This window comes from Klebsiella sp. RHBSTW-00215 (assembly GCF_014103785.1).
In the GTDB taxonomy this organism is placed as follows: domain Bacteria; phylum Pseudomonadota; class Gammaproteobacteria; order Enterobacterales; family Enterobacteriaceae; genus Klebsiella.
Map to the genome: position 1 here is coordinate 5,819,298 of NZ_JABXQS010000001.1, position 13,952 is coordinate 5,833,249.

Here is a 13,952-nt window from a genome sequence, read left to right on the forward strand (position 1 = left end):
TCATCCCATCGCACAAGTCATCAGGCTGACATCGCTCTGCCTGCTTATGCGTATCACAGTACTACAAATAAGGTTGATTCTTCTTACCGGGCGGCATCCTTTCAGGATGTCTCACAGACAAACCACATACTTTGCACTCTTTAAAACGTGATAAAGATCTACATTAAAAATTTATTTCTAGTAAAAATAAAGATCAAAATCACAGGACGAAACGTCAGGAATGTACGCATAACCATGATCAATTCTATGCTCTCCATCGTTTTAAATTTACTAAAAATAACCAGAGATACGTCGTAATGACTTGTTGAATCATCACCATTGCTAAGGCAAATAAGGATTGGTTATGGCTACTGCCGATAATCTGGATACCGATGTGCAGATAGTTGATGCGGGAGAAACGCTCTCAACCCGCGAAAAAATAGGCTATGGACTGGGAGATGCCGGTGGACACTGCATCTCGGATTTGATCAGCGGCTTCCTTCTTTTTTTCTACACCGACGTGTTTGGCCTGAGCCCGGCCATCGTCGGCGCGATGTTTTTTACCTTGAGAATTGTCGATGCGGTATCCGACCCGGTTATGGGCGTTATCGCCGACAGAACCCGCAGCCGCTGGGGTCGTTTTCGTCCGTGGCAGCTATGGACTGCCGTTCCGCTTGCGGTTATCGGGATCCTGACATTCACCGTGCCGGACATGAGCCCGAACATGAAAGTCGCCTGGGCCTTCGGTACCTACTTCCTGCTCTCAGTGGGCTATACCGCCAACAACGTCCCCTACTGCGCGCTGATTAACGCCATGACCAACCGTCACGATCAGGTGATGTCCTGCCAGTCATGGCGCTTTGTCTTAAGCGGTATCGCCGGCTTCCTGGTCTCTGTCGGACTACCGTGGATGGTTGAATTCTTTGGTCAGGGCAATCTGGCTAAAGGCTACCAGTATGGCGTGACCGTGCTGTGTGGGATTGGTGCAGTCATGTTTTTACTGTGCTTTTTCTGGGTCAAAGAGCGAGTTCCTCTATCGCTGGCCGGGAAATTCACTTTGCGCCAGCATCTGCAAGGGCTGCGCAAGAACGACCAATTACTCATGATGCTGGTGATGTCTTTCTTGTTGGTGAATATTCTGTGTATTCGCGGCGGCGGCTACATGTACTTCATCTCCTATGCGCTACAGGGCAGCACTGGCTTTATGTCGCTGTTTTTTGCCATCGTCACTCTGGCCGCGATTATCGGTGCAGTGATCGTCAATCCGCTTTCCCGCCGTGTCGATATGGTCAAGCTGTACTTCTATACCAACCTGGTGCTGGTTGTTTTCGGCCTGGCGATGTGGTTCCTGCCGACCGGACCGCAGCACCAGACGCTATGGCTGGTCTGTATCCTGATTAACAACATCGTGCTCGGCTTCACCCTACCGTTGCACTTCTCGATCATGGCGTTTGCCGATGATTACGGCGAATGGAAAAACGGCGTGCGCTCTTCCGGGATGAACTTCGCCTTCAACCTCTTTTTTATCAAACTCTCATGGGCCTCATCCGGCGGAATAATCAGTATTCTGCTGATTATGGTGGCCTACCAGCCGGGACTGGAAAACCAGACCGCCGCTTCTATTCAGGGCATCACCCTGCTGCAAAGCGTTGTACCGGCAATCTTCCATCTGGTGCTGGCCTTATGCCTGCTTAAGTGTCGTCTGAACGGCCCAATGATGAACCGCATTTCCACCGATCTTCACCAAAGACATTCCCAAATATCCTGAGGTAAACATGAAGCAGTCCGATGTAATTGAAGCCGACCTGAACCGAATTACCGTTACCGACCCTTTCCTGGGGGAGTACCAGCGTCTGATTCGCGATGTCGTCATTCCTTATCAGTGGGAAGCGCTCAATGACAACATTCCCGATGCGGAACCAAGCCACGCGTTGGCTAACTACCGCATCGCCGCAGGATTAGAGGATGGTCAGTTTTACGGTATGGTTTTTCAGGATAGCGATGTCACCAAATGGCTGGAAGCTGTCGCCTGGTCATTGAGCCAGAAGCCTGACGCAACCCTCGAACAAACCGCTGATGAAGTGATCGAGCTTCTGGCGAAAGCCCAGTGTGCAGACGGCTATCTGAATACCTGGTACACCGTTAAAGAACCGGGACAGCGCTGGACGAACCTCGCGGAATGCCACGAACTTTACTGTGCGGGGCACCTGTTTGAAGCGGCTGTCGCTTTTTACAATGCTACGGGGAAGCGCCGCCTGTTGGAAATCTCCTGCAGATTTGCCGATTACATTGATACCGTTTTCGGCCCAAAACCCGGCCAGCTTCGCGGCTATCCGGGGCATCCGGAAATTGAGCTGGCGCTGATGCGTCTGTATGAAGTCACCCAAGAGCCCCGCTATCAGACGCTGGCCTGCTTCTTCGTCGAAGAACGCGGTAAGCAGCCTTACTATTACGACATTGAGTTCGAAAAACGCGGCGGCACCCGACACTGGATCGGCTGGGGCGACGCCTGGCCAGGAATGATAAAAGACAAAACTTACACTCATGCGCACAAACCACTCTCCGAACAGAGCGAAGCGGTCGGCCACGCCGTTCGTTCCGTCTACCTGATGACCGGCCTGGCGCATATCGCCCGCATGACTCATGACGAAGAGAAACGCCAGACCTGCCTGCGAATCTGGAACAATATGGTCCAGCGACGGATGTATATTACCGGCGGCATTGGCTCGCAGGGGATCGGCGAAGCCTTTACCAGCGACTACGATCTGCCGAACGATACCGCTTACGGCGAAAGCTGCGCCTCTATCGGCCTGATGATGTTCGCCCGTCGAATGCTGGAAATGGAAGGCGATGCGCATTACGCCGATGTCATGGAGCGCGCATTCTACAACACGGTGCTCGGCGGAATGGCGCTGGACGGTAAGCACTTCTTTTACGTTAACCCGCTGGAAACGCATCCGAAGAGCATCCCGCATAACCATATTTACGACCATATTAAGCCAGTTCGTCAGCGCTGGTTCGGTTGCGCCTGCTGCCCGCCGAACATCGCGCGCACGCTGGTGGCTATTGGTCACTACCTTTTCACGCCGCGCCAGGATGCGCTGTTTATCAATTTCTATGCCGGAAACGAAGCACAGTTCACCATTAACGGTCGGCCACTGGCGCTAAAAATCAGCGGTAACTATCCGTGGGATGAAGAGGTCAACATCATCTTCACCCATTCACAGCCCGTCGCCCACACTCTGGCGCTGCGTCTGCCGGAATGGTGCGAAGCTCCGCAGGTACTGGTCAATGGCGAAACCGCGCAAGGGGAACGACTCAAAGGCTATCTGCATATCACTCGCCAGTGGCAACAGGGCGACGTCATTACCCTGCATCTGCCGATGACTATCCGTCGCGTCTATGCAAATCCGCTGGTGCGCCATAATGCGGGCAAAGTGGCGATTCAGCGCGGGCCGCTCGTGTATTGTCTGGAAGAGGCGGATAACGGCACAGAGCTGCATAATCTCTCGCTCCCGCGCGATAGTCAGTTTCATGAGATGGCAGGAACTGGCGTTTTGAAAGGAAAAGTCTTGATTACGGCGGAGGGGTTGCGCATGCAGACCGCGCCAGAGGACACGCCGCTGTACAGCTTCGACAGCCCACAGACAAACGTTAAAAAGCAAACTTTGACGTTTATTCCGTGGTTTAGCTGGGCCAACCGCGGCGAAGGCGAAATGCGGATTTGGGTCGACGAGGCTTAAAAGCAAAAAGCCCGCGATCTCACGATCGCGGGCTTTTCCAGGCGAAGAGATTACCCTTCGTTATGCATCTCTAAATTTTCCACTTCGTTTTGCAGCTGAACCGCTTTCGCATCGTCGTTACGCAGGGAATCGAGATAATCCAGATACTGCTGATCGACGTCTTTGGTAACGTAGATACCGTTGAAAACCGAGCATTCGAACTGCTGAATATCCGGGTTCTCCGCACGGACGGCGTCAATCAGATCGTCCAGATCCTGGAAAATCAAACCATCTGCACCGATGATCTGACGAATCTCGTCAACTTCACGCCCGTGAGCAATCAGCTCAGTCGCGGTTGGCATATCAATGCCATACACGTTCGGGAAGCGAATTTCCGGCGCCGCTGACGCCAGATACACTTTCTTCGCCCCAGCTTCGCGCGCCATCTCGATAATCTGTTCCGAAGTAGTGCCACGAACGATGGAGTCGTCGACCAGCAGCACGTTCTTATCGCGGAACTCAGCGCGGTTGGCGTTGAGTTTACGACGCACGGACTTACGACGCAGCTGCTGGCCCGGCATGATAAAGGTGCGACCAACGTAGCGGTTTTTCACGAAGCCCTGGCGATACGGCTTGTCGAGGATACGGGCAATTTCCAGCGCGATATCGCAGGAGGTTTCCGGAATCGGAATCACTACATCAATATCAAGATCTTCCCACTCGCGAGCAATTTTCTCCCCCAGCTTAGTCCCCATATTCACACGGGCGCTGTAGACGGAAATTTTGTCGATGAATGAATCCGGACGCGCGAAGTAAACGTATTCGAACAGGCACGGATTGCTGACCGGGTTCTCAGCGCACTGGCGAGTGAACAACTGGCCTTTTTCGGTGATATACACCGCTTCGCCAGGTGCAACGTCACGTAAGAACTCAAAGCCCAGAGTATCCAGAGCAACGCTTTCCGAGGCCACCATATACTCAGTGCGGCCATCGCCAATATCACGCTTGCCCAGCACCAGCGGACGGATGCCGTTCGGGTCGCGGAAGGCGACCATACCGTGGCCGATAATCATCGCCACGCAGGCATAAGCCCCGCGAATCTGGCGGTTAGTGGCGGCAATCGCCGCAAAAACGTTGTCTGCTTCCAGCGGATAATGGCGGAAATTATCCAGCTCGCTGGCAAAAATGTTGAGCAGGATTTCGGAGTCGGAGGTGGTGTTGATGTGGCGGCGTTTTTCTTCAAACAGCTTTTGACGCAGCTCGTGAGCATTCGTCAGATTGCCGTTGTGCGCCAACGTAATGCCATATGGAGAGTTGACGTAGAAAGGCTGAGCCTCGGAGGCGCTGGAGCTGCCAGCCGTCGGGTAACGAACGTGACCGATCCCCATATTGCCTTGCATACGCTGCATATGGCGAGCTTCAAACACATCGCTCACCAGTCCGTTCGCTTTACGCAAACGGAAACAGTTGTTCGCATCGATGGTGATGATGCCTGCGGCATCCTGGCCACGATGCTGAAGCACCGTTAACGCGTCATAAATCGACTGGTTTACCGGCATAACACCGGCGATACCGACAATACCGCACATACGTCTTTTCCTCGTTAAGCTACATCCCAACGCTTATGCTTTGGGCAAGAAACTTGACGAGCTCTGCAGATAGTCAAAGAACCATCTGATAACGAAACTGAACTGTGGGATAAGCTCAGACTTTTGCCAGTCATCGCTTTTCGCCATACTGGTAAAACTATCGAGAAAAAACAGAATCGCAGAGACGATTAGCACACCGCGCAGGGCGCCAAAACAGATCCCCAACACCCTGTCGGTACCCGACAGGCCGGTTTTCTCCACCAGCTGACCTATCACAAAGTTAACGATAGCGCCGACGATAAGCGTCGCGATAAACAGTATCGCGATAGCAATCCCATTTCGGACCAGTTCGTCTTCAAAGCCCGTGAACCAGACAGCCAGGTAAGTGTAGTAATGACTGGCAACAAAGAAAGCGCATCCCCAGGTTACCAGCGATAAAGCTTCACGAACAAAGCCGCGGATCAGGCTGACCAAAGAGGAAAAACCAATCACCGCAATTATGGCGTAATCAATCCAGACCATATACGTCCCACGATTTTACGCCCTGTCGTCCGGTTCGGGGCGCATTCTAACAGAAAAAGAAAACGTTTGCGTAGGGATTTCCATGCCCTACAGAAATAAAAATGGCGCTGAAAAAACATTCAACGCCATACTGCCTTTCGCCTCTTCAGGGCGCGTCCGACAGGGGTTTCCGTGCTCTGGCCCTGGCTTTCTTTATTAAAAAAGAGAAGGTTAGTTCGGGCTAAAGCCCATGACTACACCGCTAAGTCCGGACAGCTTGTTCAGCTCGCCAAGTTGCCCCTTCAGCTTATCTTTCGAAGCATCCGGACCGACCAGAATACGGGTGATTTTACCCTGCACCGGCGTCGAAGGCGACGTATAAACTTTGAAGCCAGCGGCGCGCAGCTTACCGACGATCTCGTTGACCTTATCGGCGTTCTTCAGCGCGCCTAACTGCACAACATAGGCTTTCCCGGTCGGGGCCGGAATTTCAGCCTGCTGTTGCGGTTTAGGCGCAGGTGTCTGCACCGCGACCTGCTGTGGTGGCTGAGGTTGCGGCTTCTCTACCGGCTTCGGTTGAGGTTTAGGCTGCGGCTGTGGTTTTGGCGCGACAACCGGCTCCTGCACCACATCAAAACTGTTATTGTTCACCGGGATCCGCGAAGGATCGAGCGACGGTGCCGCGGCATCCCCAGCTCTCACCTCTTCGGCGGCCCCTTCCGGAGGCTGAGAAGGCAGCGTCTGAGTCGCTGCTGGCAGCATATCTGGCTCATCGCGATCGCCTGGTTTTGGTACCAGTGGGATTGCGGCAAACTCATCCTGATAATGTTTTTTCTGACCATCAAGCAGCCCTGGCAGGATAATAACCCCCAGTGCCACCAGTACGATCGTCCCGACTAAACGGTTCTGAAACTTACTCGCCACCGATTCTCCCCGCCTCTATCTCTTCCATTACATGCGCCACCGTGTGGAATGAACCACACACCAGCACCGTATCCTGTGGTCTGGCATCTGCCATCGCAGCGTACCAGGCCTGCGCAACGCTGATATAGACTTTGCCTGCGCGTAAATGTTCCAGCAGTTGCTCTGCCGTCGCGCCGCGCGGCCCTTCCAACGGCGCGCAGTACCAATCGTCAACTTCCGCCTTCAGGTTTTCAAGCGTACCGGCGATGTCCTTATCATGCAGCATACCAATAACCGCCAGCACGCGCCCCGTTTTCGGTAAGGTTTTGAGACGCCCGGCGAGATACGCCGCCGCATGCGGATTATGAGCAACATCAAGGATGACTCGCGGGGTGTCGCTAATTATCTGAAAACGCCCCGGCAGCATCGCCTTTTGAATACCGTCGCGAATCGCCTGCTCGTCAACCTTGAGCTTGCTGGCACGCAGGGCAGCGAGCGCAGTTGCGGCATTCGGCATGGGTACCTGTGGCAGCGACAGGTCGGTGAGTGCGCCGTTTTCATCACTGAAAGACCAGCACTGCTCACCGGCCTCATACCGCCAGTCAACGTCGCGGCGCAGGAGTTGCGCGCCCTTTTCGCTCGCAACCTCGGCGATAGTCTGTGGCATATCGGGTTCACCGACGATAGCCGGTTTACCACCGCGAAAAATACCGGCCTTCTCGCGGCCAATGCTTTCGCGATCCGGTCCCAGCCAGTCCGTATGGTCAAGCGCAATACTGGTGACTACCGCCACGTCGGCATCAACAATATTAGTCGCATCCAGGCGACCGCCGAGACCCACTTCAAGGATAACGACATCCAGTTGCGCCTGCTGAAATAGCCACAGCGCGGACAGCGTACCGAACTCAAAATAGCTCAGAGAAATCTCGCCGCGCGCCGCTTCGATTTCAGCAAAGGAAGTGGTATGCGCAAGTTCCGACAGCTCTTCGCCCTGCACGCGCACCCGCTCGGTATAGCGCACCAGATGCGGCGAACTATAAACACCCACTTTGAAGCCCGCCGCCATCAGTACCGATTCCAGGGTACGGCAGGTCGTTCCTTTGCCGTTGGTTCCCGCCACCGTGAACACAAACGGCGCAGGTTTTAATACCGCCATTCGCGCAGCCACCTCGCTGACGCGCGCCAGCCCCAGGTCGATTGTTTTGCTGTGCAGATGTTCCAGATAAGAAAGCCACGTAGCCAGGGGCGACGCGGCCTGAGGAATTGGTTGTTTTTCCATGATGTCCGGCAAGAGTTAAGATAACTACGCGTATAAAAAAGGGCAGCACCGTCAGGCCTGCCCTCTGTATTATCAGGCCTCTGGTTCCTGATCCGGCTCCGGTGGCACCACCTCGCCTTCGTGAACGGGTTCCGGATTTGGCGCCGGAAGATTCATCAGCTTCGCCAGAATACTGGCCAGCTTCAGACGCATTTCCGGGCGACGTACGATCATATCGATCGCCCCTTTTTCAATCAGGAACTCACTGCGCTGGAATCCCGGCGGCAGCTTCTCACGAACAGTCTGTTCAATAACGCGGGGACCGGCAAAACCGATCAACGCTTTTGGCTCAGCGATGTTTAAATCGCCCAACATAGCAAAGCTCGCCGAGACGCCGCCCATGGTTGGGTCGGTCAGCACGGAGATATACGGCAAGCCACGCTCCTGCATTTTCGCCAGCGCAGCGGAGGTTTTCGCCATCTGCATCAGCGACATCAGCGCTTCTTGCATACGCGCGCCGCCGGATGCGGAGAAACAAATCAGCGGACAGTTATCTTCCAGTGCCTGTTCAACCGCACGGACAAAGCGCGCGCCGACGACGGAGCCCATTGAACCGCCCATAAAGGAGAATTCGAAAGCGGCGGCAACAACCGGCATTTCATGCAGGGTGCCTTTCATGACCACCAGCGCGTCTTTTTCGCCAGTTTCTTTCTGGGCTGATGCCAGACGGTCTTTATACTTTTTCGAATCGCGGAACTTCAGCACATCTTTTGGCTCGAGCTCGCTTCCCAGCTCCACGAGGGAACCTTCGTCCAGCAGGCTATGCAGGCGGTTACGCGCCGACATACGCATGTGGTGATCGCACTTAGGGCAAACCTCCAGGTTGCGCTCCAGCTCTGCGCGGTACAGTACCTGCCCGCAGCTGTCGCACTTGGTCCATACACCTTCAGGAATACTCGCCTTACGGGTGGGGGTTATATTGCTTTTAATTCGTTCAATCCAGCTCATTGATAACCTTTCTACCTGAACCTGGTCGATGCCAGTTTTGTCGCAAGGGGCGCATAATGCCATTTTTGCCCCTTACAGACCATGAATGTTGCACATTAAATCATAACATCCCGTAACATGGGATAAAAAAGTGGTCGAACCGCTCACACTTCACTCTTCGGACGGCGGCATACCGCCCGAAGATAACCGCAACGTTATTTCGCCTGTTTCGCCGCAGCACGCTTGTGGCGAATGATTTCAATCACCCCAGGCAGCACGGAAAGCACGATAATCGCCACGATCAGCAGCTTAAGATTTTCCTGCACGATCGGCAAATCGCCAAACAGATAACCCGCGTAGGTGAACAGCAGTACCCACAGCAGCGCGCCAACCACGTTATACATCGCAAAATGACGATAGGACATATGTCCCATTCCCGCCACAAACGGCGCAAAGGTTCTGACGATCGGGACAAAACGCGCAAGAATTATGGTCTTGCCGCCGTGGCGAGCGTAGAAACTATGGGTTTTATCCAGGTAGCTGCGGCGGAAAATTTTTGAATTGGGATTACTGAATAACTTTTCACCAAACAGCCGCCCGATGGTGTAGTTCAGCGCATCGCCGATAATCGCGGCAACCACCATCAGCGCCACCATCAAGTGCACATTGAGATCGTTGGTCGGCAGCGCCGACAATGCACCCGCAACAAACAACAGAGAGTCACCAGGCAGGAACGGCGTGACCACCAGGCCGGTTTCACAGAACAGAATCAAAAACAGAATCGCGTATACCCAGATGCCGTATTGCGCGACCAGCTCAGCCAGGTGCACATCAATGTGTAAAATAAAATCAATTAAAAAACGAATCAGATCCATAATTTGCGTTAGCCCTTAATAACCAGGTTAGTCCGCCAGAAACAGCGGGCCCATCGGCATTACCGGCAGGTCGTAATGGGCCGGATAATCCACCGACACCAGATACAATCCTTCCGCTTTTGCCGTTGCGGCGGCCAGAGTCCTGTCTTTTGCCGCCAGAAGTTCTGCAATCCAGCTCTCTGGCTGGTTACCGGCACCTACTTCCATCAGACTGCCTACAATATTCCTTACCATATGATGTACAAAGGCATTCGCTTTGATATCCACCACCACATATGCACCATAACGGGTGACGTTAATATGCATCACGTTACGCCACGGGGTGCGCGACTGGCACTGTACCGCACGAAACGAGGTGAAATCATTTTCCCCCAGCAGACACTGAGCCGCGCGCTGCATCCGCTCAGCATCCAGGGGATGGTAATAGTGAGTCACGCCGCGACCTAATACCGCCGGTCGCAGGCGATGATTATAGATGACGTAGCGATAGCGGCGCGCCGTGGCGCTGAACCGGGCATGAAAGTCCGGTGGAACTTGCTTCACCCAGCGTACTGCGATATCGCCAGGTAAATTCGCATTAACGCCCAGCGTCCACGCCACGTCTTTACGCAACGCACGGGTTTCAAAATGCACCACCTGACCGGTACCATGAACTCCGGCATCGGTACGACCGGCGCATAAAACGCTCACCGGTTCATTAGCAACCTGCGAAAGCGCCTTTTCCAGTTTTTCCTGCACGCTGCGAACTTCATTCTGCCGCTGCCAACCGTAGTATTTGCTACCGTCATACTCAATGCCCAGCGCAATTCTATAGACCGGCGGCTGCTCCATCTCAGACATTAGTACAAATACTCCTGGACCAGTTTCTCAGCGATTTTCACCGCCATCAGCGCGCCGCCAAAACGGACGTTATCGGCCACTGACCAGAACTGCACCTGCTCCGGCATACCATAATCATTATGCACGCAGCCGATGGAAAGGCGCGCGGTGCCGGAAGCGTCGCCGACCTGAGTTGGGAACTCACCCTCTTCGGACAGCTCGATATCTTCACCACGGACAAAGGCATCACGCGCTTCTTCCGCCGACAGCGGGCGCTGCGCTTCAAAGCCGACCATTTGTGCATGACCGTAGAATACCGGGGACTGCACCACGCTTGCGGAGATCATCAGGCCGTCATCTTGCAAAATCTTGCGGACTTCATCGACGATACGACGCTCTTCGCGCACGCTACCTTCACGATCGGGCAGCAGCGGCAGCATGTTGAACGCCAGCTGGCGGCCAAAGAAATCGTCCTCATCAACCGGAATGCCGTTAAGCAGTTTGGCGCTCTGCCCCGCCAGCGCATCGACGGCTTTTTTACCGTGAGCGGAAGCAGACAGCAGGTTGGTCACGCTAATACGCGACAGGCCACCCTGATCGATCAGCGGTTTTAACGCCGCAAGCAGCTGGCTGGTCAGGCTATTCGGTACCGCAATAACGTTGCGATTACGGTAATCCGCCAGTACGAACGGGTTCACATCCGGCACCACCAGCGGCACGTCCGGTTCAAGCGCAAACAGACCGCTTAAATCAATCACCAGACAACCTGCGTTAGTGGCGTCTTCGATATACGCGGCGCTCGCTTCTACACCGGCGGCAAAAAAGGCCAGCTGAGCCTGAGTCCAGTCGAATTCAGCAGCATCCTGAACGATAACCGACTTACCCGAAAAACGCAGATGCTCACCGGCGCTTTCATTACGCGCCAGCGCATAAATATCCCCCACCGGGAACTGACGATCGGCAAGGGTTTCGAACAGGGCTTCGCCTACGGCGCCCGTTGCGCCCAGTACGGCAATATTCCAGCCTTCAGACATGGTGGTGTACTCCAGAAAAAAGCGGCCCTGCCGGATTATCCAGCAGGAGCATTAAGAAGATATTAACGGATGGGATGATGCATGGCATTAAAGCCTAACTGACGCAACAGCGTCGCCGCCGGTTCGTCGCTGCACTGAACATACAACGAAGACCATTCACGGCGTTCCTGATAATTTTTGCGCAGCTTGTCGAACTCACCAGCAACCCCTGCGACTTTTCGCAGCGGCGCATCATCGCGGCGCACATCATACACCAAATGCGCCAGTCGTTTTAGCGTTGCCTGATCGAGCGGCCCATGTAAAGTGATGCGACCAAACTCAGGCGCGGGCAACAAAGTGTCGAGAGCCACCTGCTGCGGATGACCGATAAACGCGCTGTAAGCCTCAAAAACCTGCGTCGTACCGCGCGCTTTGCCTTCAAGGGTATAGCCCGCAATATGCGCGGTGCCAATATCAACCCGCTTAAGCAATTCGGTATTGAGATCGGGCTCAGGCTCCCAGACATCAAGCACCACGCTTAGCGCCTGATTGTCCTGCAAACGCCCGAGCAGCGCGGCGTTATCAACCACCGGCCCACGGCAGGCGTTAATTAAAATCGCCCCCGGCTTAAGGCGGCTAATCAGCGTCTCATCCGCCAGGTGCAGCGTTTTATACGGCCCTTCTTTATAGAGCGGCGTATGGAAAGTCAGAACATCAGCTTCCTGCACCAGTTCATCAAGAGTGCGGAAATCGCCTTCATCACCGCGATCGGCGCGCGGCGGATCGCAGAGCAGGGTTTTGATCCCCAGCGCCTCAAGGCGTTTTTGCAGACGCCCGCCGACGTTGCCTACCCCCACGATCCCAACCGTGCGATCGGTCAGCGCAAAACCATCACGTTCAGCCAGCATTAACAGCGCCGAAAACACATATTCGACTACAGCGATGGCATTGCAGCCTGGTGCTGCGGAAAAACCAATCCCCGCCTGCTGGAGCCACGCCTGATCGACATGATCGGTACCCGCAGTCGCGGTGCCGACAAATTTGATAGCCTTGCCAGAGAGCAGCGTTTCGTTAACTTTGGTGACCGAGCGAACCATCAGCGCATCGGCGTCATTCAGCGCTTCAGTCGGAACAGGACGACCAGCAACGGCCTTCACTTCCCCCAGGCGACTAAAAAGCTCACGCGCATAGGGCATATTTTCATCAACGAGGATTTTCACGATTCAGTACCTGTCTGAGAGCGAGAGTAAACCGGGGAAGTGTGCCATAATCTCGCCGCCAGGAACATCATCCCCCGGCCTTATGTAGAAGGATTAGTCATGACACAACCCGTTTCAGGTATGTCCGATCGCCCCCCGGGGACAGGCGAACCTCCGCTCACCACGCAGCAGCGTACCGTACTTGAGCGGCTGATTACGCGTCTGGTGGCGTTAACATCGCAGCAGAATGCCGAGGTGTGGGCCTGCGTCAAACACGATCTGAGCCTGAAAAACGACACGCCGCTGCTGGCGAGCCATTTTGAGGCCGCCGAGCACAGCCTGAGCGAGCGCTTAATCCTCGCACAACAAAATCATCACCGTCGGCAAATTCTGGCGCAGTTAACCGAGCTTTTGAATCAGGGAAATAATCGCCAGGCGGTCAGCGATTACATCCGCCAGCATGATGGACAGACGGCACTGCAGGCATTGACCCTCCCGCAGCTGGAAAATGTCCTGCAATTACTGCAAAGCGGTCAGTTGTCGATCCCTCAGCCACAGCAGCGTCCGCCAACGCGGCGTCCACTGCTGCCAGCAGAGCACAATACGCTGAATCAACAGGTGACAAAACTTGCCGCTGCCACCGGCGAATCCAGCAAGCTTATCTGGCAATCCATGCTGGAACTTAGCGGCGTGAAAACCGGTGAACTGATCCCGGCCACCCACTTTACCCCGCTCTCATATTGGCTCCATGCGCGGCAAACGCTTAGCTCGCAGGCAGCACCGACGCTCACATCGCTAAAAGCTGCGTTGAAACAACCGCTTGAGGCTCAGGAGTGGCAGAGAGTGATCAATTTTGCGCAAACCAACTGGCACGCGAATGCGCAAACGCCTCTGAGCGCTGCGCAGTTGCTAACGCTGCTCAATAAAATTTTTGTACTGCGGGTCGCCAGAGCCCAGGAGACGCTTGTCATCCCGCCGGTTCAGGCGACCCCCTCTTCGCTCAGGCTGGCGTGCAAAAAACCGTGGGTCATCACGCTGACGTTAATTGTGGTGTTTGGCTTGCTGTGGTTGATGATTTAGGAAAGAACAGAATCGACCCTCGCACAC

12 protein-coding genes are annotated in these 13,952 nt (G+C 54.5%); 3 read left to right on the plus strand and 9 right to left on the minus strand.

The features are described 5' to 3' along the window. Positions 1-343: 343 nt before the first annotated feature. Together HV127_RS27670 and HV127_RS27675 are read left to right on the plus strand one after the other, a co-directional pair. Positions 344-1,747 carry an MFS transporter gene (locus HV127_RS27670; RefSeq protein ID WP_142514642.1) on the plus strand — a complete coding sequence of 468 codons (1,404 nt, stop codon included), beginning with the start codon at positions 344-346 and terminating at the stop codon, positions 1,745-1,747. A 7-nt stretch (positions 1,748-1,754) separates the two neighbouring features. Then, positions 1,755-3,722, plus strand: coding sequence for a beta-L-arabinofuranosidase domain-containing protein (locus tag HV127_RS27675; RefSeq protein WP_182240137.1), 1,968 nt, complete (start codon positions 1,755-1,757; stop codon positions 3,720-3,722). A gap of 50 nt (positions 3,723-3,772) precedes the next feature. On the opposite strand, the gene purF is transcribed toward HV127_RS27675, so the two are convergent. From purF to pdxB, 9 genes are all read right to left on the minus strand, one after another. Next, complete coding sequence (purF, locus tag HV127_RS27680; RefSeq protein WP_182240139.1) at positions 3,773-5,290, minus strand: amidophosphoribosyltransferase; 1,518 nt, start codon at positions 5,288-5,290, stop codon at positions 3,773-3,775. A gap of 33 nt (positions 5,291-5,323) precedes the next feature. Continuing rightward, on the minus strand, positions 5,324-5,812 hold the full coding sequence (gene cvpA / locus HV127_RS27685; protein WP_110272250.1) for a colicin V production protein: 489 nt from the start codon (positions 5,810-5,812) through the stop codon (positions 5,324-5,326). Between the two features lie 210 nt (positions 5,813-6,022). Beyond that, a complete protein-coding gene (gene dedD / locus HV127_RS27690; protein ID WP_110272249.1) occupies positions 6,023-6,715 on the minus strand; it encodes a cell division protein DedD in 693 nt (230 codons plus the stop codon). Continuing rightward, positions 6,705-7,973: a bifunctional tetrahydrofolate synthase/dihydrofolate synthase gene (gene folC / locus HV127_RS27695; protein WP_182240141.1), complete on the minus strand. Its 1,269-nt coding sequence runs from the start codon at positions 7,971-7,973 to the stop codon at positions 6,705-6,707. Before folC ends, dedD begins: the two co-directional genes overlap by 11 nt. Before the next feature lie 72 nt (positions 7,974-8,045). Continuing rightward, a complete protein-coding gene (gene accD, locus HV127_RS27700) occupies positions 8,046-8,960 on the minus strand; it encodes an acetyl-CoA carboxylase, carboxyltransferase subunit beta (RefSeq protein WP_110272247.1) in 915 nt (304 codons plus the stop codon). Between the two features lie 194 nt (positions 8,961-9,154). Continuing rightward, entirely contained in the window at positions 9,155-9,814 is a 660-nt protein-coding gene (locus tag HV127_RS27705; protein WP_182240143.1) for a DedA family protein, read from the minus strand. A 27-nt stretch (positions 9,815-9,841) separates the two neighbouring features. Next, entirely contained in the window at positions 9,842-10,654 is an 813-nt protein-coding gene (gene truA / locus HV127_RS27710; RefSeq protein ID WP_182240146.1) for a tRNA pseudouridine(38-40) synthase TruA, read from the minus strand. Continuing rightward, the gene (locus HV127_RS27715; RefSeq protein WP_182240148.1) at positions 10,654-11,667 is read right to left on the minus strand and encodes an aspartate-semialdehyde dehydrogenase; all 1,014 of its coding nucleotides are present in this window, start codon (positions 11,665-11,667) and stop codon (positions 10,654-10,656) included. Before HV127_RS27715 ends, truA begins: the two co-directional genes overlap by 1 nt. A 62-nt stretch (positions 11,668-11,729) precedes the next feature. After that, entirely contained in the window at positions 11,730-12,866 is a 1,137-nt protein-coding gene (gene pdxB, locus HV127_RS27720) for a 4-phosphoerythronate dehydrogenase PdxB (protein ID WP_182240159.1), read from the minus strand. 99 nt (positions 12,867-12,965) lie between these two features. Between pdxB and flk the strand changes: the two genes are divergently transcribed. Continuing rightward, positions 12,966-13,925: a flagella biosynthesis regulator Flk gene (flk, locus tag HV127_RS27725; RefSeq protein WP_182240161.1), complete on the plus strand. Its 960-nt coding sequence runs from the start codon at positions 12,966-12,968 to the stop codon at positions 13,923-13,925. The last annotated feature ends 27 nt before the right edge of the window (positions 13,926-13,952 follow it).